16 protein-coding genes are annotated in these 17,432 nt (G+C 64.7%); 10 read left to right on the forward strand and 6 right to left on the reverse strand.

Going from position 1 to position 17,432, the window contains the following annotated elements:
• Positions 1 to 144 precede the first annotated feature (144 nt).
• Both purL and F6X61_RS21715 read left to right on the forward strand, forming a co-directional pair.
• Positions 145 to 4,044 (forward strand): phosphoribosylformylglycinamidine synthase, encoded by a 3,900-nt coding sequence (gene purL / locus F6X61_RS21710; protein WP_153788474.1) that lies wholly within the window; start codon positions 145 to 147, stop codon positions 4,042 to 4,044.
• A 2-nt stretch (positions 4,045 to 4,046) separates the two neighbouring features.
• Positions 4,047 to 4,358, forward strand: coding sequence for an NGG1p interacting factor NIF3 (locus F6X61_RS21715; protein ID WP_153788475.1), 312 nt, complete (start codon positions 4,047 to 4,049; stop codon positions 4,356 to 4,358).
• Between the two features lie 85 nt (positions 4,359 to 4,443).
• Here the strand turns inward: F6X61_RS21715 and F6X61_RS21720 are convergent, their stop codons facing one another.
• The 3 genes from F6X61_RS21720 to F6X61_RS21730 all read right to left on the reverse strand — a co-directional run bounded on the left by F6X61_RS21720 (position 4,444) and on the right by F6X61_RS21730 (position 7,711).
• Positions 4,444 to 6,477: a PhoX family phosphatase gene (locus F6X61_RS21720; RefSeq protein WP_153788476.1), complete on the reverse strand. Its 2,034-nt coding sequence runs from the start codon at positions 6,475 to 6,477 to the stop codon at positions 4,444 to 4,446.
• Between the two features lie 101 nt (positions 6,478 to 6,578).
• Positions 6,579 to 7,136: a murein L,D-transpeptidase family protein gene (locus F6X61_RS21725; RefSeq protein WP_153788477.1), complete on the reverse strand. Its 558-nt coding sequence runs from the start codon at positions 7,134 to 7,136 to the stop codon at positions 6,579 to 6,581.
• Positions 7,137 to 7,156: 20 nt separating this feature from the next.
• A complete protein-coding gene (locus F6X61_RS21730; RefSeq protein WP_153788478.1) occupies positions 7,157 to 7,711 on the reverse strand; it encodes an NUDIX hydrolase in 555 nt (184 codons plus the stop codon).
• Positions 7,712 to 7,846: 135 nt separating this feature from the next.
• Here F6X61_RS21730 and F6X61_RS21735 point away from each other — a divergent pair, with 135 nt between their 5' ends.
• The 5 genes from F6X61_RS21735 to purT all read left to right on the forward strand — a co-directional run bounded on the left by F6X61_RS21735 (position 7,847) and on the right by purT (position 11,084).
• The gene (locus tag F6X61_RS21735; RefSeq protein WP_153788479.1) at positions 7,847 to 8,446 is read left to right on the forward strand and encodes a CoA pyrophosphatase; all 600 of its coding nucleotides are present in this window, start codon (positions 7,847 to 7,849) and stop codon (positions 8,444 to 8,446) included.
• 45 nt (positions 8,447 to 8,491) lie between these two features.
• On the forward strand, positions 8,492 to 9,016 hold the full coding sequence (locus F6X61_RS21740; protein ID WP_153788480.1) for a gamma carbonic anhydrase family protein: 525 nt from the start codon (positions 8,492 to 8,494) through the stop codon (positions 9,014 to 9,016).
• Positions 9,006 to 9,203 carry a DUF1289 domain-containing protein gene (locus F6X61_RS21745; protein ID WP_153788481.1) on the forward strand — a complete coding sequence of 66 codons (198 nt, stop codon included), beginning with the start codon at positions 9,006 to 9,008 and terminating at the stop codon, positions 9,201 to 9,203. The genes F6X61_RS21740 and F6X61_RS21745 overlap by 11 nt, the downstream gene beginning before the upstream one ends.
• A gap of 157 nt (positions 9,204 to 9,360) precedes the next feature.
• On the forward strand, positions 9,361 to 9,828 hold the full coding sequence (locus F6X61_RS21750; protein ID WP_153788482.1) for a VUT family protein: 468 nt from the start codon (positions 9,361 to 9,363) through the stop codon (positions 9,826 to 9,828).
• A 74-nt stretch (positions 9,829 to 9,902) separates the two neighbouring features.
• Complete coding sequence (gene purT / locus F6X61_RS21755) at positions 9,903 to 11,084, forward strand: formate-dependent phosphoribosylglycinamide formyltransferase (protein ID WP_153788483.1); 1,182 nt, start codon at positions 9,903 to 9,905, stop codon at positions 11,082 to 11,084.
• 87 nt (positions 11,085 to 11,171) lie between these two features.
• On the opposite strand, the gene F6X61_RS21760 is transcribed toward purT, so the two are convergent.
• The 3 genes from F6X61_RS21760 to F6X61_RS21770 form a co-directional block, all read right to left on the reverse strand.
• The gene (locus F6X61_RS21760; RefSeq protein WP_153788484.1) at positions 11,172 to 12,476 is read right to left on the reverse strand and encodes an MFS transporter; all 1,305 of its coding nucleotides are present in this window, start codon (positions 12,474 to 12,476) and stop codon (positions 11,172 to 11,174) included.
• A 242-nt stretch (positions 12,477 to 12,718) separates the two neighbouring features.
• Positions 12,719 to 13,903: a transporter associated domain-containing protein gene (locus F6X61_RS21765; RefSeq protein ID WP_153788485.1), complete on the reverse strand. Its 1,185-nt coding sequence runs from the start codon at positions 13,901 to 13,903 to the stop codon at positions 12,719 to 12,721.
• Between the two features lie 9 nt (positions 13,904 to 13,912).
• Positions 13,913 to 14,722 carry an inner membrane protein YpjD gene (locus F6X61_RS21770; protein WP_153788486.1) on the reverse strand — a complete coding sequence of 270 codons (810 nt, stop codon included), beginning with the start codon at positions 14,720 to 14,722 and terminating at the stop codon, positions 13,913 to 13,915.
• 305 nt (positions 14,723 to 15,027) lie between these two features.
• Between F6X61_RS21770 and ffh the strand changes: the two genes are divergently transcribed.
• The 3 genes from ffh (at position 15,028) to rimM (ending at position 17,430) form a co-directional block, all read left to right on the forward strand.
• Positions 15,028 to 16,404 (forward strand): signal recognition particle protein, encoded by a 1,377-nt coding sequence (gene ffh, locus F6X61_RS21775; RefSeq protein WP_153788487.1) that lies wholly within the window; start codon positions 15,028 to 15,030, stop codon positions 16,402 to 16,404.
• Positions 16,405 to 16,636: 232 nt separating this feature from the next.
• Complete coding sequence (rpsP, locus tag F6X61_RS21780; RefSeq protein ID WP_011535318.1) at positions 16,637 to 16,888, forward strand: 30S ribosomal protein S16; 252 nt, start codon at positions 16,637 to 16,639, stop codon at positions 16,886 to 16,888.
• 5 nt (positions 16,889 to 16,893) lie between these two features.
• Positions 16,894 to 17,430 carry a ribosome maturation factor RimM gene (gene rimM, locus F6X61_RS21785; RefSeq protein ID WP_153788488.1) on the forward strand — a complete coding sequence of 179 codons (537 nt, stop codon included), beginning with the start codon at positions 16,894 to 16,896 and terminating at the stop codon, positions 17,428 to 17,430.
• Positions 17,431 to 17,432 lie beyond the last annotated feature (2 nt).

Consider the following 17,432-nt stretch of genomic DNA (forward strand, 5'->3'; position numbering starts at 1 on the left):
ACCCACAAATATTTCAGATTTTTCTGACCCCGAAGTCCGGTTCCACCGCCCGGCACCATTGGCTTAGAGCGGGTGCCGAAAGCCTGCAAATTAGGCTAGAATGCACGGCCTCTAAGCACACCCCTTCCTGAGGCTGTCCCGACGATGTTGATCCTGCGCGGCGCTCCTGCCCTTTCTGCCTTTCGCCACGGTAAATTACTCGAGCAACTGAGCCAGAAAGTCCCCGCTGTTACTGGTTTGTATGCCGAATTCGCCCACTTCGCCGACGTCGACGGCGAGCTGACCGCCGACCAGCAGCAGGTGCTGGGCCGTCTGCTCAAGTACGGCCCGAGCGTGCCGGTGCAGGAGCCGACCGGCCGCCTGTTCCTGGTGGTCCCGCGTCTGGGCACCATCTCGCCTTGGGCCTCCAAGGCCAGCGACATCGCCCACAATTGCGGCCTGCAGTCGATCCAGCGCCTGGAGCGCGGCATCGCCTACTACGTCGCCGGTGAACTGTCCGACGCCGACGCCCAGCTGATCGCCGCCGAGCTGCACGACCGCATGACCCAGCGCGTGCTGGCCAAGCTCGAAGGCGCCGCCGACCTGTTCAGCCACGCCCAGCCCAAGCCGATGACCTCGGTCGACGTGCTGGCCGGTGGCCGCGCGGCCCTGGCGCAAGCCAACATCGACCTGGGCCTGGCCCTGGCCGAAGACGAGATCGACTACCTGGTCAATGCCTTCCAGGGCCTGAAGCGCAACCCGAACGACATCGAGCTGATGATGTTCGCCCAGGCCAACTCCGAGCATTGCCGCCACAAGATCTTCAACGCCAGCTGGGACATCGACGGCGAAGAGCAGGAAAAAAGCCTGTTCGGCATGATCAAGAACACCTACCAGATGCACAGCGAAGGCGTGTTGTCCGCTTACAAGGACAACGCCTCGGTGATCGTCGGTTCGGTGGCCGGCCGCTTCTTCCCGAACCCTGAAACCCGCCAGTACGGCGCGGTACAGGAGCCGGTGCACATCCTGATGAAGGTCGAGACCCACAACCACCCGACCGCCATCGCTCCGTTCTCCGGCGCCTCCACCGGCTCCGGCGGCGAAATCCGCGACGAAGGCGCCACCGGCCGCGGCGCCAAGCCCAAGGCTGGCCTGACCGGCTTCACCGTGTCCAACCTGCGTATCCCGGGCTTCGAACAGCCTTGGGAAAAAGCCTATGGCAAGCCGGAGCGCATCGTCGACGCGCTGGACATCATGATCGAAGGCCCGCTGGGCGGCGCTGCGTTCAACAACGAATTCGGCCGCCCTGCACTGACCGGCTACTTCCGTACCTTCGAGCAGAGCATCAACACCCCCCACGGCGAAGAAGTGCGCGGCTACCACAAGCCGATCATGCTCGCCGGCGGCATGGGCAACATCCGTGAAGACCACGTGCAGAAGGGCGAGATCACCGTCGGCGCCAAGCTGATCGTGCTCGGCGGCCCGGCCATGCTGATCGGCCTGGGCGGCGGCGCCGCTTCGTCGGTGGCCACTGGCGCCAGCTCCGCCGACCTGGACTTCGCCTCGGTACAGCGCGAAAACCCGGAAATGGAGCGCCGTTGCCAGGAGGTCATCGACCGTTGCTGGCAGCTGGGTGACAAGAACCCGATCGCCTTCATCCACGACGTGGGTGCCGGCGGTATCTCCAACGCCTTCCCCGAGCTGGTCAACGACGGTGGCCGCGGTGGCCGCTTCGAACTGCGCAACGTGCCCAACGACGAGCCGGGCATGGCCCCGCACGAGATCTGGAGCAACGAATCGCAGGAGCGCTACGTGCTGGCGGTCAGCGCCGAAGACTTCGAGCGCTTCCAGGCCATCTGCGAGCGCGAGCGCTGCCCGTTCGCGGTCGTTGGCGAAGCCACCGAAGAACCGCACCTGACCGTCACCGACAGCCACTTCGCCAACACCCCGGTGGACATGCCGCTGGACGTGCTGCTGGGCAAGCCGCCGCGCATGCACCGTTCGGTGACCCGCGAAGCCGAGCTGGGCGATGAGTTCGACCCGAGCACCCTGGCCCTGGCCGATTCCGTCGAGCGCGTCCTGCGTCACCCGGCCGTGGCCAGCAAGAGCTTCCTGATCACCATCGGCGACCGCACCATTACCGGCCTGGTCGCCCGCGACCAGATGGTCGGCCCTTGGCAGGTCCCGGTGGCCGACTGCGCCGTCACCGCCACCAGCTTCGACGTCTACACCGGCGAAGCCATGGCCATGGGCGAGCGTACTCCGCTGGCACTGCTGGATGCCCCGGCGTCCGGTCGCATGGCCATCGGCGAAACCCTGACCAACCTGGCTGCCTCGCGTATCGAGAAACTGTCCGACATCAAACTGTCGGCCAACTGGATGTCCGCCGCTGGTCACCCGGGTGAAGACGCCCGTCTGTACGACACCGTCAAGGCCGTGGGCATGGAGCTGTGCCCTGAACTGGGTATCACCATCCCGGTCGGCAAAGACTCGATGTCGATGAAGACCAAGTGGAGCGAAGCGGGCGCCGAGAAGAGCGTCACCTCGCCGATGTCGCTGATCATCACCGGCTTCGCCCCGGTCACCGACATCCGCAAGACCCTGACCCCGCAATTGCGCATGGACAAGGGCGAAACCGACCTGATCCTGATCGACCTGGGTCGTGGCCAGAATCGCATGGGCGCCTCGATCCTGGCGCAGACCCACGGCAAGCTGGCCAGTGCCGCCCCTGACGTCGACGACGCCGAAGACCTCAAGGCGTTCTTCGCCGTGATCCAGGGCCTCAACGAAGACGGTCACCTGCTGGCCTACCACGACCGTTCCGACGGCGGCCTGATGACCACCGTGCTGGAAATGGCGTTTGCTGGCCACTGCGGCCTCGAGCTGGAACTGAACACCCTGACCAGCAAGCGTGAAAAGGTTGCTGCGATCCTCTTCAACGAAGAGTTGGGTGCGGTGATCCAGGTGCGTCAGGACGCCACCGGTGAAGTGCTGGCACAGTTCAGCGCCGCCGGGCTGGGTGAAGACTGCGTCGCGGTGATCGGCCAGCCGATCAACAACGGCGAAGTCCTGATCAACTTCGAAGGTGAGGAACTGTTCAAGGGTGATCGTCGCCTGCTGCAGCGTCAGTGGGCCGAGACCAGCTACCAGGTCCAGCGCCTGCGCGACAACGCCGACTGCGCCGACCAGGAATTCGACCTGCTGCTCGAAGAAGACAACCCTGGCCTGTCGGTCAAGCTCGGCTACGACGTCAACGACGACATCGCCGCCCCGTACATCAAGAAAGGTGTGCGCCCGCAAGTGGCGATCCTGCGCGAGCAGGGCGTCAACGGCCAGGTCGAGATGGCTGCCGCCTTCGACCGCGCAGGCTTTGCTGCCGTCGACGTGCACATGAGCGACATCCTCGCCGGCCGTGTCGATTTCGAAGCGTTCAAAGGCCTGGTGGCCTGCGGTGGCTTCTCCTACGGCGACGTGCTCGGTGCCGGTGAAGGTTGGGCCAAGTCGGCGCTGTTCAACGCCCGTGCCCGCGATGCCTTCCAGGCGTTCTTCGAGCGTACCGACAGCTTCGCCCTGGGTGTGTGCAACGGTTGCCAGATGATGTCCAACCTGCACGAACTGATCCCGGGCACCGAGTACTGGCCTCACTTCGTGCGCAACCGCTCGGAGCAGTTCGAGGCGCGCGTGGCCATGGTCGAGGTGCAGAAGTCCAACTCGATCTTCCTGCAGGGCATGGCCGGTTCGCGCATGCCGATCGCCATCGCCCACGGTGAAGGCCATGCCGAGTTCGCAAGCGAAGAGGCACTGCTGGAAGCCGACCTGTCCGGTTGTGTGGCCCTGCGCTACGTCGACAACCACGGCAAGGTCACCGAAGCCTACCCGGCCAACCCGAACGGCTCGCCGCGCGGGATCACCGGCCTCACCAGCCGCGACGGCCGCGTGACCATCATGATGCCGCACCCGGAGCGTATGTTCCGTGCCGTGCAGAACTCCTGGCGCCCGGACGAGTGGCAGGAAGACGCGGCCCTGATGCGCATGTTCCGTAACGCGCGCGTCTGGGTGAACTAAGGGTGCACAAGCTCGCCTTCTTCGTCCCTGACAGCCATGTCGAAGAGGTCAAGGCCGCTGTGTTCGCCGCTGGTGGCGGACGCATCGGCGACTATGACCACTGCGCCTGGCAGACCCTCGGCCAGGGCCAGTTCCGCCCGTTGGACGGCAGCCAGCCGTACCTCGGGCAGGCCGGCCAGGTCGAGGTGGTCGAGGAGTGGAAGGTGGAGCTGGTGGTGGCTGACGAGCTGATCGTTGAGGTCGTCGGCGCGCTCAAGCGCAGTCACCCCTACGAAACACCGGCCTACGAGGTCTGGCCGCTGGCCGATTTCTGAAGTTCGCCGCACTCTCCATCGCGGGGCAAGCCCGCTCCTACGTGCCATACAGGCCCGTGGGAGCGGGCTTGCCCCGCGATGCGTTTCAGGCCGTGCCTATCTCCCCGCCATCAAGCCGCTGAATCACCACGGTCGATGAGCGCGGCCGCACCTTGCTACCCGCAGCCGTGACAACGGTCGCCACATCGGTGGACGGCCAGTTCTCCGGGTGCTGGATATTGACGAACAAGGTCTTGTTATCCGGCGTGAAAGTGATACCCGTCACCTCGCAGCCATTGGGCCCGACGAAAAAGCGACGCAGGTCCGCCTGGTTGCTGGGGTTGACCGGAATCTGCCTGCCGCTGCCATCCACCAGGTCGGTGGGAATCACCGCCAGCAGCTGGTCGTTGGTATAGCTGGTCACGCTCTGTTCGCCGTTGTCGGTCTCGAACCACAGCACGCCGCGGCTATCGAAGCGCATGCCGTCGGGGCTGGCGAACTGGTTCATCTCGGTCAGGCCGGAGCGGTTGATGTCGGGGCCACCGGCGGCGTTGGCGCCGAACACGAAGATGTCCCAGCTGAAGCGCTGGTGATCGTCGCTTTCGTGCCAGCGGATGATGTGGCCGTGGCGGTTGGGGCCGCGCGGGTTGGCCGCATCGACCTTGTCCGGGCTGCGCGCGCTGTTGTTGGTCAGGGTGAGGTAGGCGTCGCCATTGAGCGGATTGACGGCGGTCCATTCGGGGCGGTCCATCGGCGTTGCGCCCACGGCGTCGGCGGCGCCACGGGTATTGAGGATGATGCCGGCCAGGTCGCCATAACGTGCCCCCAGGGTGGCGCCGTCCGTGGTGGCGGTTGCGGCATCGAGCAGCAGCCACACACCCTTGCCGTCGGCATCGAAGCGCGCCACGTAGAGCTTGCCCTTGTCCAGGTATTTGGCGCCGGTGGCCAGGCGGTCGGCAGGCTTGGCGTCGGCCGGGTCCCACGGCGCGTCCGAGACGAACTTGTACAGGTACTCGTTGTTGGAGTCGTCGCCGGTGTACCAGACCAGCGGCTTGCCGGCCATGGCCAGGCCCGGGCAGCAGCCCTCGTGGCGGAATCGGCCCAGCGCGGTGCGCTTCACCGCACGGGTGGCGCTGTTGTACGGGTCAATCTCGACGATGTAGCCGTAGGTGCTGGCCTCGTTGCGGAAGTCGTCGCTGGCGCTGGCACCGCTCGGGGTGAGGTTGAAGCGGGCGAATTCGTCGTCGAACTCGCTGGCGTCACCGGCGGCGGTTTCCCAGCTGTATTGGCCCGTGGTGGCGGAGACGCCGATGCGCACCTGGTCGGCAGGGCGGGTAGCGGTGTTGACGAAGATGCCCGGCCAGTTCTCCTCGCAGGTCAGGTAGGTGCCCCAGGGGGTATAGCCGTTGCCGCAGTTGTTGTTGGTGCCACGGCATTCCATTCCACTGGGCGAGAAGCGGGTCTTGACGTGCTCTGTGCCACGCAGGGGGCCGGCGATGTCCATCACCGTGGCGGTGGTGAAGCGCCGGTTCAGCGGGTCGTTGTCGACGACCTGCCAGCGCCCGCCGACCTTGCGTATGCGCACCACACCGGCGCCATGAGCGTTGATTTCCTTGCGCACCTCTTCGGCCGGGCGTTTGCCGTCGACCATGGTAGGGCCGGCCGGGTGCAGCGCGGCAGTGTCGATGTATTCGAAGTTGATCGCCAGCAGGCCGTCGTCGGAGCTGCCGTCGATGGGGAAGAAATGCATGCCGTCATGGTGCATGCCCATGGCATTGGCCTGATCGGCGGCGCTGTTGCTGCCGTCCGCTTGCCAAGGTTTGCCGCTGCTGTTGAGTGGCGTGCCCCAGGGCGCCAGTACATAGGCGCTGTAGCCGGCGGCAACGACGCAGGCGTCAGTGCGCGAGCCCTTGATCGACTGGAAGCCGAGTTTGGGCGTGGCAGGTTTCGGCGTAGGGGCAGGGCTGCTGGTGCCGCTGTCGAAGCAGCCGGCCAGGCCGGCGCCTGCGATCATGGCGATCGCCGCGCCAAGGCCGCCGCGTACCACGGCCCGACGGCTCAGGTAGGTGTCCATGACGCTGGCCATCGGCAGGTTGCCGCTCTGGTTGCGGTCCAGGTTGTCGCCGCTGTCTCGACTCATCAGGCTGTCCTTTGTTCGCTGATTTTGTGGCAAACCGCGACTTTAAGACGCCAATGTGATGATTGTTTGGCAGAAATGTTACCGAGAGTGATTCGCTCGGCTCAGGGGCGGATTTCGATCAGTGTGCCGTCCTTGACCATGCTCCACACCTCGCGCATGTCGTCGTTGCGCATGGCGATGCAGCCCTCGGTCCAGTCGAGGGTGTGGAAGTACCACTCCGGGTATTCCTCGTTGATCGGGGTGCCGTGGATCATGATCATGCCACCGGCCTCGACCCCTTCACGGCGGGCTTTGGCGGCGTCGGTGATGTTCGGGTAGGAGATGTGCATGGCCAGGTTGTAGCGGTCGCTGACCTTGCGCCAGTCGAGCCAGTACAGGCCTTCGGGGGTTTTCTTGTCGCCCTCGCGCCCCTTGGCGCCCTTGGGTTGCTTGCCCAGGGAAATGCGGTAGGTCTTCAGCGGTTCGCCACGGCTGATCAGTTGCAGGCGCCGTTCGGACTTGAGCACCAGCACTTTGTCGATCAACGGCCCCTGCACCACGGCGCTGGCGGGTGAAACGGTCTGCACGACCGGTTGTGGCTTGCGAATGATGGTTTCGGTGAACGCGGCATGCGACACCGAGGCGACACTGAGGCAGAAGAGGGCAAGCAACCAGCGCATGAAACCGTATCCCTGAAAACTTAAGTGGTGGACGACGCGACATTCATCGGCGGCAGGTATTCATGGCCTATCGGGTAGTGCTGCCTGACGCGGTCGCGATAGTAGCATTCTAGTGTGCGTGTGACGGTGCGGAAAGCCAGCTCATCCCAAGGCACCTCGTGTTCCTCGAACAATCGCACCTCCAGGCTCTCGACGCCGACGGCGAAGTCCAGGTCGGCCAGTTCCGCGCGGAAGAACACGTGCACCTGGTTGATGTGCGGCAGGTCGAACAACTGGTACAGGCTCATTTGCGTTACCCGGGCGCAGGCCTCTTCGACGGTTTCGCGACGAGCGGCGGCGTCGAGGGTCTCGCCGTTCTCCATGAAGCCAGCGGGCAAGGTCCAGAAGCCGCGGCGTGGCTCGATGGCTCGGCGGCACAGCAGCACCTGGCTGCCCCAGGTGGGCAACACCCCGGCAACGATGTTGGGGTTCTGGTAATGGATGGTCTGGCAGTGGTCGCACACATACCTTGGGCGGCTGTCGCCCTCGGGGATTCGCTGGATGACCGGCTGGCCGCACGCGCTGCAGAATTTCATGCTTTCATCATTCCTGTGGGGTCTGGCTATCTTGGCGCGCGCGGTCGGCCCACTGCAAGCAGCCCGGGGCAGGGCTTGGGTGCCCGCAGGCTTTGGTGCATCATGCACGGCAGGCCTTGGAATCGAGAGTGCGTAATGCTGGACGAGCTTCTTCGCCGAATGAGCAACCACACCCCTGCGTCACTGCAGGTGGACAGCCGCTTTCCGGAAGCGGCAGTGCTGTTACCCATCACCCGCAGCGATGAGCCCGAGCTGGTGCTCACCCTGCGTGCCAAGGGCTTGTCCACCCACGGTGGCGAAGTGGCGTTCCCTGGCGGGCGGCGCGATCCGGAAGACCCGGACCTGGTGTTCACGGCCCTGCGTGAAGCAGAAGAAGAGATCGGCCTGCCACCCGGCCTGGTCGAGGTGATCGGCCCGCTCAGCCCGCTGATCTCCTTGCATGGCCTGAAGGTGACGCCATTCGTCGGGGTGATCCCCGATTACGTCGAGTATCACGCCAACGATGCGGAAATTGCCGCCGTATTCACGGTGCCGCTGGCGTTCTTTCGCCAGGACCCGCGCGACCACACCCACCGTATCGATTACCAGGGCCGCAGCTGGTACGTGCCCAGCTACCGCTATGGCGACTACAAGATCTGGGGGCTGTCGGCGATCATGATCGTCGAACTGGTCAACCTGCTGTTCGATGCCGGCATCAGCCTGCACAAGCCGCCAGAGCGTTTCATCCAGAACTGAGCGGGGCACACCCCGCCACCGGCGTTCAACCGTGAGGAGCGACACATGAAATACCGCCTGGGCGACCTGCGGGTCGAGACCCATCCCACCAGCTGGGCCGCGCCCAATGCCACGCTGATCGGCAAGGTACGCCTGCAGGCGCGTGCCAGCGTGTGGTTCGGCGCGGTGCTGCGCGGCGACAACGAGCTGATCGACATCGGCGAGGACAGCAACGTCCAGGACGGCACGGTGATGCACACCGACATGGGCTCGCCGCTGACCCTCGGCAAGGGCGTGACCATCGGCCATAACGCCATGCTGCATGGCTGCACGGTGGGCGACTACAGCCTGATCGGCATCAACGCGGTGATCCTCAACGGTGCGCGCATCGGCAAGCACTGCATCATCGGCGCCAATGCGCTGATCCCGGAAGGCAAGGAAATCCCCGACGGCTCGCTGGTAATGGGCTCGCCTGGCAAGGTGGTGCGCGAGCTGACCGAGCAGCAGCAGCGCATGCTCGAAGCCAGCGCTGCGCATTACGTGCACAAAGCCCAGCGTTACGCCCGTGAGCTGGTGCTCGATGAAGACTGACGAACGGCCCGTGGCCTCGCCCTGCGTCAGTGTTTGCGCCCTGGACGAGCAGGATATCTGCACCGGGTGCCAGCGCACGGTGAGCGAGATCACTCGCTGGGGGCGGATGGACAACCAGGAGCGCCGTGAGGTGCTCAAACGCTGCCATGAGCGGGCAGTGGCGGCGGGGCTGATCATCGGCTTGTGAACCGTTGCGGTTTCATTCGCGGGGCAAGCCCGCTCCCACAGGCTTACCGAAAAACCTGTGGGAGCGGCGGTTCGCCGCTGCGGTTTACCCGCGAAGAGTCTGGCGCTGACTGCAAATTCAAGTAATCTGTGCGGCTTGCCCACCACACATGCAGACCATGTTCTATCTCATCGCCTATATCAGCAGCGTGGTGCTGATCAACTACGCCTTCTCCAGCGCGCCGCACCTGGATGTGATCTGGTCCGCCTGGGGCGGGTTGGTGTTCATCCTGCGCGACATGGTGCAGACCCGCTACGGCCATGGTGCGCTGCTGGCCATGCTGGTGGCGCTGGTGCTCTCGTATGCCACCTCGGAGCCTGCCATCGCCCTGGCCAGCGCTACGGCGTTCTTCGTCTCCGAACTGATCGACTGGCTGGTATTCAGCGTCACCCGCCGGCCCCTGCGCGACCGCCTGTGGCTGAGCTCGGCGCTGAGCATCCCGGTGGACACCTTCATCTTCTTCGGCATGATTGGCGCATTGACCCCCGTGGTGATCGGCACGGCGCTGGCGTCGAAGTTCGCCGGGGTCACCGCGGTGTGGCTGATCATGGCCTGGCGCGCCCGGCGCGCGGTGGTCGCATCCTGATGTAGAATGCGGGTCCAATTTTCAGCGGGCGGCAGCCAGCGTGGCGCGGCCCCGGACGCCTTCGAGGACCTGAAATGACCCGTATCGGAACCCCATTGTCGCCCACCGCGACCCGTGTACTGCTGTGCGGCTGCGGCGAGCTGGGCAAGGAAGTGGTGATCGAGCTGCAGCGCCTGGGCGTCGAGGTGATCGCCGTCGACCGTTACGCCAATGCCCCGGCCATGCAGGTCGCGCACCGCAGCCACGTGATCAACATGCTCGACGGCGTGGCCCTGCGCGCGGTGATCGAGGCGGAAAAGCCGCACTACATCGTCCCCGAGATCGAGGCCATCGCCACCGCCACCCTGGTGGAGCTTGAGAACGAAGGCTTCAATGTCGTTCCCACCGCCCGCGCCACCCAACTGACCATGAACCGCGAAGGCATCCGCCGCCTGGCCGCCGAAGAGCTGGACCTGCCGACCTCGCCTTACCACTTCGCCGACACCTTCGAGGACTACAGCAAGGCCGTCGCCGACCTCGGCTACCCGTGCGTGGTCAAGCCGGTGATGAGCTCGTCGGGCAAGGGCCAGAGCCTGCTGCGCAGCGCCGATGACCTGCGCAAGGCCTGGGACTACGCCCAGGAAGGCGGCCGCGCCGGCAAGGGCCGGGTGATCATCGAGGGCTTCATCGACTTCGAATACGAAATCACCTTGCTGACCGTGCGCCATGTGGGCGGCACCACCTTCCTCGAGCCGGTCGGCCACCGTCAGGAGAAGGGCGACTACCAGGAATCCTGGCAGCCTCAGGCCATGAGCCCGAAAGCCCTGGCTGAGTCGCAGCGGGTGGCCCAGGCGGTCACCGACGCCCTGGGTGGGCGTGGCCTGTTCGGCGTCGAGCTGTTCGTCAAGGGCGACCAGGTGTGGTTCAGCGAAGTGTCGCCGCGCCCGCACGACACAGGCCTGGTGACCTTGATTTCCCAGGACCTGTCGCAGTTCGCCCTGCATGCCCGGGCGATCCTCGGTCTGCCGATCCCGGTGGTGCGCCAGTTCGGCCCGTCGGCTTCGGCGGTGATCCTGCCCGAAGGCCAGTCGCAGCAGACCAGCTTCGCCAACCTTGGCGCCGCCCTGAGCGAGCCGGATACCGCCATTCGCCTGTTCGGCAAGCCTGAGATCAACGGCACTCGCCGCATGGGCGTGTGCCTGGCGCGCGACGAGTCGGTCGAGGCCGCCCGGGCCAAGGCGACCCGCGCCTCGCAGGCGGTCAAGGTCGAGTTCTGATCTGAAATGCATCGCGGGGCAAGCCCGCTCCCACGCCAATAGCTGCAAGGCGTGGGAGCGGGCTTGCCCCGCGATTGTTTCAGCGGTTCAAAGCTCGGTATTGCGGGTTTCTTTCAGGCACAACACGGCAATCAGGCTGATCACCGCCGCCGCCGACACATACCCCCCCACCCAGCTCAACCCCCCCATGCTCACCAGCTTCTGGGCAAAGAACGGTGCCGCCGAGGCGCCGACGATGCCGCCCAGGTTGTAGGCCGCCGAGGCGCCGGTGTAGCGCACGTGGGTTGGGAACAGCTCTGGCAGCAAGGCGCCCATCGGCGCGAAGGTCACCCCCATCAGGAACAGCTCGATGCTCAGGAACAAGGCCACGCCAGTGGTCGAGCCCGAGGTCAGTAGCGGCTCCATGGCGAAGCCCGAGGCGATGGCCAGCAGCGCACCGACGATCAATACCGGCTTGCGCCCGTAGCGGTCGCTGAGCCAGGCCGACAGTGGCGTGGCCAGGGCCATGAACACCACGGCGAAGCACAGCAGGCCGAGGAAGGTCTCGCGGCTGTAGCCCAGCGTCGACACGCCGTAGCTCAGCGAAAACACCGTAGAGATGTAGAACAGCGCATAGCACACCACCATCGCCGCCGCGCCCAGCAGGGTCGGTAGCCAGTACTGGGCGAACAGCTCGACCACCGGCATCTTGACCCGCTCCTGGCGCGCAACAGCCTTGGCGAATACCGGGCTTTCCTCGAGTTTCAGGCGCACGTACAGGCCGACCAGCACCAGCGCGGCGCTGAGCAGGAACGGAATGCGCCAGCCCCAGTCGCGGAACTGCTCGTCGCTGAGCACCAGGGCCAGGGTGAGGAACAGGCCGTTGGCGGCCAAAAAGCCGATCGAGGGGCCCAGTTGCGGGAACATGCCGAACCAGGCGCGCTTGCCTTCGGGGGCGTTCTCGGTGGCCAGCAGCGCCGCGCCACCCCATTCGCCGCCCAGGCCCAGGCCTTGGCCAAAGCGCAGGATGCAGAGCAGGATCGGCGCCCACACGCCGATGCTGTCATAGCCCGGCAGCACGCCAATCAGCGTGGTCGAGACCCCCATCAGCAACAGCGAAGCGACCAGGGTCGACTTGCGCCCGATACGGTCGCCGAAGTGGCCGAACAGCGCCGAGCCCAGTGGCCGGGCGAGGAACGCGATGCCGAAGGTGAGGAAGGCCGCGAGCATCTGCGCGGTGCCTGACCCGGACGGGAAGAACACCGGCCCGATCACCAGGGCGGCGGCGGTGGCGTAGACGTAGAAATCGTAGAACTCGATGGCGGTGCCGATGAAACTGGCGGTGGCCACCCGCGCAGGCGAGTTGACCGGGGCCGCCGAGGCAGGTTCGGCGTAGGTGCTGCTGGTAGTCATGCGTAGGTCCCTGACAGTCGATGCTCCATGGGGCACGGCCCATGTGGCGGGCACACGGGAGCCGGAGCGTATTGTTGTGAGTCGCGTGACTGACGATAGCCCAGGGGGTAGGGAGGGGCGGGCGCTGTTCGGGGTGGTGACGCAGGGCCGTGGGGCGTGTCAGTGCTGCGCACTGGCCGTGGGGCGCCGGGTGCGGGTAGCAGGCGGGACGGCAGGGCTGGGTAAGCGTTGGCCGAGTATAACTATCGGGTCACGGTCCAGACCAGCACCTTGCTGGCGCAATTGTCCTCGGTTTCGAGGATTTCCAGGCGATAACGGCCGATCTTCAGGCATACCGCCGTTGCCGGGATGCTTTCCAGTGCCTCGGTGACCAGGCCGTTGAGGGTTTTCGGCCCGCCATCGCAGGGCAGGTGCCAGCCGAGGGTGCGGTTGATTTCACGCAGCGAGGCGGTGCCCTCGATGATGAAGCGGCCATCGCCCTGCGGGTGCACGTGCGGGTTGTCGAGGCTGTGTTCGTCTTCGAATTCACCGACGATCTCTTCGAGGATATCTTCGAGGGTGACGATGCCCAGCACTTCGCCGTACTCGTCCACCACCACGCCCATGCGCCGCTGTTGCTTGTGGAAGTTCAGCAGCTGCATCTGCAGGGGCGTGCTTTCGGGGACGAAGTAGGGCTCGTAGCAAGCGGCCTGGAGCTTTTCGAAGGTGAGTTCGGCACGCGGCAGCAGGTGGCTGATCAGCTTGGTGTTGAGTACCGCTTCCACCTGGTTGATGTCGTTGTGATAGACCGGCAGGCGGGTGTGGCGGCTGACGATCAGTTGCTCGACGATGCGCTCGATGGGGTCGTCGAGGTTGATGCCGTCGACTTCGTTGCGCGGTACCAGGATGTCGTTGACGGTGATCTTGTCCAGGGCCTGCAAGCCTTCCAGCAAGCCATTGCGGGACGGGGCATGCTGCTCGTCATCATCGAAGTCGTCTTCCTGCGGGTGCAGCGCCACCGCGATGGGCTGCACGCGGAACGGGCGCAGGATCAACCTGGCGCAGCCGTCGAGCAGGCAGGCCAAGGGTTGCAGTGCGGTCAGCGGTACCTTGAGCAGGCTGGCGCCAAGGCTGATGAATGCCTGCGGATTGCGCCGCGCCAGGCGTCGCGGCAGGTACTCGGCGAGCACCAGCAAGGCTGCGGTAGCGGCCAGCCCGGCGAGCCAGAAACCGTGTTCGCCGCTGTAGCGCTGGCCGATCAGGCAGGCCAGGCCCAGTACCAGCAGCTTGCCGAGGCTGGCGCAGAGCACCAGGGCCTGGGCGGGCAAGGTCGGGTCGGCGTGGCCGTTCTGTTGCTGGCGAGCGCAGTCCACGGCAGTGAACAGCGCTGACCATAGCAGTGCCAGTACCAGTGTGCCGAGCAGCGGGGCGTACGGCAGGGTATCCATGGGCGGCCGTCAGATATGCAAGATGAATTCGCGGACCAGCTTGCTGCCGAAATAGGCCAGCATCAGCAGGCAGAAACCGGCGAGGGTCCAGCGGATCGCCTTGTGGCCACGCCAGCCCAGGCGGGTGCGGCCCCACAGCAACACACTGAACACGATCCACGCCACGCAGGCCAGCAGGGTCTTGTGCACCAGGTGCTGGGCAAACAGGTTGTCGAGGAACAGCCAGCCGGAGATCAGCGACAGCGACAGCAGCCCCCAGCCGGCCCAGAGGAAGCCGAACAGCAGGCTTTCCATGGTCTGCAGCGGTGGGAAGTTGCGGATCAGCCCGGAGGGGTGCTTGTGCTTGAGCTGGTGGTCCTGCAGCAACAGCAGCAGGGCCTGGAACACGGCGATGGTGAACAGGCCATAGGCGAGGATCGACAGCAGGATGTGCGCGAGGATGCCTGGCTCTTCATTGATCAGCGGCACCGTGCCGGGCGGGGCGAACTGCGCCAGCAGCGCGGTTACGGCACCGAGCGGGAACAGCAGCACCAGCAAGTTTTCCACCGGAATGCTCAGGCAGGCGATCAGCGTCAGGCCGATCACCGCCACGGCGATCAGGCTGGCGGCGCTGAAGAAGTCCAGGCTCAGGCCCAGCGGGGTGATCAGCTGGAAGAACAGCGCGCCGCCCTGGGCGAGCACCGCCAGTGCGCCGAGCAGGCCGAGCAGCCGCTTGTCGGCGCGGGCGCCACGGGCCAGGCCGGTGGCCTGGTAGACGGTCGCGGCCAGATAAAGGAAGGCGGCGATCAGGTTGGGAATGAGGCTGGGTGAAGAGAGCATAAGTCCTGGCAGGCAAGCCTTAAAGGGACGGAGTTTGGCATAGAACGCGGTGGGCAAGGAAGACTGCTTCGCTGCGCCGGCCTTTTCGCGGGTAAACCCGCTCCCACAAGGGTTGCGCTGAACCTGTGGGAGCGGGTTTACCCGCGAAGACGACATCCAGGCCACCGATTATCCAGAGCCTCTGCACCAAGGTGTGCGCCAGCGCCGCTCTCCGCTATAATCGCCGCCTTGTTGTGCCCAGCGCGTGTGCATTTCCACCTGGGCGCCTGAAAAACCTCGGCTTCACTGGGCCTGAAAGGATCACCATGTTCGAAAACCTGACCGACCGCCTGTCACAGACGCTGCGCCATGTCACCGGCAAGGCCAAGCTGACCGAAGACAACATCAAGGACACGCTGCGCGAAGTGCGCATGGCCCTGCTCGAGGCCGACGTTGCCCTGCCGGTGGTCAAGGATTTCGTCAACAGCATCAAGGAGCGCGCGGTCGGCACCGAAGTGTCGCGCAGCCTCACCCCAGGCCAAGCCTTCGTCAAGATCGTCCAGGCCGAGCTGGAGCGCCTGATGGGCGCGGCCAACGAAGAGCTGACGCTCAACGCCGCACCACCCGCAGTCGTGCTGATGGCCGGCCTGCAGGGTGCCGGTAAGACCACCACCGCCGGCAAGCTGGCGCGCCACCTGAAAGAGCGCAAGAAGAAAAGCGTGATGGTGGTGTCCGCCGACGTTTACCGTCCGGCGGCGATCAAGCAGCTGGAAACCCTGGCCAACGACATCGGCGTGACCTTCTTCCCGTCCGATATCAGCCAGAAGCCGGTGGACATCGCGCAAGCGGCGATCCGCGAAGCCAAGCTTAAGTTCATCGACGTGGTGATCGTCGACACCGCCGGCCGCCTGCACGTCGACGCCGACATGATGGACGAGATCAAGGCACTGCACGCTGCGGTCAAGCCGATCGAAACGCTGTTCGTGGTCGATGCCATGACCGGCCAGGATGCCGCCAATACCGCCAAGGCCTTCGGCGACGCGCTGCCGCTGACCGGTGTGATCCTGACCAAGGTCGACGGTGATGCCCGTGGCGGTGCCGCCCTGTCGGTGCGTGCCATCACCGGCAAGCCGATCAAGTTCATCGGTATGGGCGAGAAGACCGAAGCCCTCGAGCCGTTCCACCCTGATCGTATCGCCTCGCGCATCCTCGGCATGGGTGACGTGCTCAGTCTGATCGAGCAGGCCGAGCAGACCATCGACAAGGCCAAGGCCGACAAGCTGGCCAAGAAGCTGAAGAAGGGCAAGGGCTTCGACCTCGAAGACTTCCGTGACCAACTGCAGCAGATGAAGAACATGGGCGGCCTCGGCGGGCTGATGGACAAGCTGCCGAACATGGGCGGCGTCAACCTGTCGCAGATGGGCAACGCCCAGGGCGCGGCCGAGAAGCAGTTCAAGCAGATGGAAGCGATCATCAACTCCATGACCCCGGCCGAGCGTCGCGACCCTGACTTGATCAGCGGTTCGCGCAAGCGCCGCATCGCCATGGGTTCCGGTACCCAGGTGCAGGACATCGGCCGGCTGATCAAGCAGCACAAGCAGATGCAGAAGATGATGAAGAAGTTCTCCGCCAAGGGCGGCATGGCCAAGATGATGCGCGGTCTTGGCGGCATGCTGCCGGGCGGCGGCATGCCCAAGATGTAATCGAATTTGGGAGGCTGCCTTTATAGGAAGGCGGCCACCCAACCCCCGCTTCGGCGGGAAAAGCGCCGCAAAACAGCGGCTTAACCGGCAGATCTGAACGGTGGGTCAAGCGCTCGCCGAAAAAGGCATTTGCAAATGTCCGTGTATTCCCCGAGAATATGCGGCCTTTTGGGCACCCGTGTGCCCATTGGGCATTCAGTTTTGCAGCACCGACTATAGGAACGATGTTCACATGGTAACCATCCGTCTTGCCCGTGGCGGCTCGAAAAAGCGCCCTTTCTACCACCTGACCGTGACCAACTCGCGTAACGCCCGTGACGGCCGTTTCGTTGAGCGCGTTGGCTTCTTCAACCCGATCGCATCGGGCGCCGAAGTCAAGCTGTCGGTCAACCAAGAGCGCGTCACCTACTGGCTGAGCCAGGGCGCACAGCCGTCTGAGCGTGTTGCTCAGCTGCTGAAGGAAGCTGCCAAGGCTGCAGCCTGAGCAGTATGAACGCGACGCCAGAAAAGGCTGACGATCTCATCGTCGTTGGCAAGATTTTTTCGGTTCACGGCGTTCGCGGCGAGGTGAAGGTGTACTCCTTTACCGATCCGATTGAAAACCTGTTGGATTATCCGCGCTGGACGCTCAAGCACGAAGGCAAGGTAAAGCAGGTCGAGCTGGTTAGCGGTCGTGGCTCCCAAAAGGGCCTGGTCGTGAAATTGAAAGGCCTCGATGATCGTGATGAAGCCCGGCTTCTGAGCGGTTACGAAATCTGCATTGCGCGGAGCCTTTTGCCCAACCTGGCAGCCGACGAGTACTACTGGTACCAGTTGGAAGGCCTGAAGGTCATCAATCAGGACGAACAGCTGTTCGGCACGATCGATCACCTGTTGGAGACCGGCGCGAACGATGTAATGGTGGTCAAGCCTTGCGCAGGCAGCCTGGATGATCGCGAGCGACTGTTGCCCTATACGGAGCAATGCGTGCTGGCAATCGACCTTGAAGCCGGTGTGATGCGAGTCGAATGGGACGCGGATTTCTAAAC

Source organism: Pseudomonas sp. EMN2, assembly GCF_009650555.1.
In the GTDB taxonomy this organism is placed as follows: domain Bacteria; phylum Pseudomonadota; class Gammaproteobacteria; order Pseudomonadales; family Pseudomonadaceae; genus Aquipseudomonas; species Aquipseudomonas sichuanensis.

Excerpts from the sequence above, each read along its gene's own strand:
- purL (WP_153788474.1), top strand. The coding sequence starts at position 145 with ATGTTGATCCTGCGCGGCGCTCCTGCCCTTTCTGCCTTTCGCCACGGT.
- F6X61_RS21720 (WP_153788476.1), bottom strand. The coding sequence starts at position 6,477 with ATGAGTCGAGACAGCGGCGACAACCTGGACCGCAACCAGAGCGGCAAC.
- F6X61_RS21725 (WP_153788477.1), bottom strand. The coding sequence starts at position 7,136 with ATGCGCTGGTTGCTTGCCCTCTTCTGCCTCAGTGTCGCCTCGGTGTCG.
- F6X61_RS21730 (WP_153788478.1), bottom strand. The coding sequence starts at position 7,711 with ATGAAATTCTGCAGCGCGTGCGGCCAGCCGGTCATCCAGCGAATCCCC.
- F6X61_RS21735 (WP_153788479.1), top strand. The coding sequence starts at position 7,847 with ATGCTGGACGAGCTTCTTCGCCGAATGAGCAACCACACCCCTGCGTCA.
- F6X61_RS21740 (WP_153788480.1), top strand. The coding sequence starts at position 8,492 with ATGAAATACCGCCTGGGCGACCTGCGGGTCGAGACCCATCCCACCAGC.
- F6X61_RS21745 (WP_153788481.1), top strand. The coding sequence starts at position 9,006 with ATGAAGACTGACGAACGGCCCGTGGCCTCGCCCTGCGTCAGTGTTTGC.
- F6X61_RS21750 (WP_153788482.1), top strand. The coding sequence starts at position 9,361 with ATGTTCTATCTCATCGCCTATATCAGCAGCGTGGTGCTGATCAACTAC.
- purT (WP_153788483.1), top strand. The coding sequence starts at position 9,903 with ATGACCCGTATCGGAACCCCATTGTCGCCCACCGCGACCCGTGTACTG.
- F6X61_RS21760 (WP_153788484.1), bottom strand. The coding sequence starts at position 12,476 with ATGACTACCAGCAGCACCTACGCCGAACCTGCCTCGGCGGCCCCGGTC.
- F6X61_RS21765 (WP_153788485.1), bottom strand. The coding sequence starts at position 13,903 with ATGGATACCCTGCCGTACGCCCCGCTGCTCGGCACACTGGTACTGGCA.
- F6X61_RS21770 (WP_153788486.1), bottom strand. The coding sequence starts at position 14,722 with ATGCTCTCTTCACCCAGCCTCATTCCCAACCTGATCGCCGCCTTCCTT.
- ffh (WP_153788487.1), top strand. The coding sequence starts at position 15,028 with ATGTTCGAAAACCTGACCGACCGCCTGTCACAGACGCTGCGCCATGTC.
- rpsP (WP_011535318.1), top strand. The coding sequence starts at position 16,637 with ATGGTAACCATCCGTCTTGCCCGTGGCGGCTCGAAAAAGCGCCCTTTC.
- rimM (WP_153788488.1), top strand. The coding sequence starts at position 16,894 with ATGAACGCGACGCCAGAAAAGGCTGACGATCTCATCGTCGTTGGCAAG.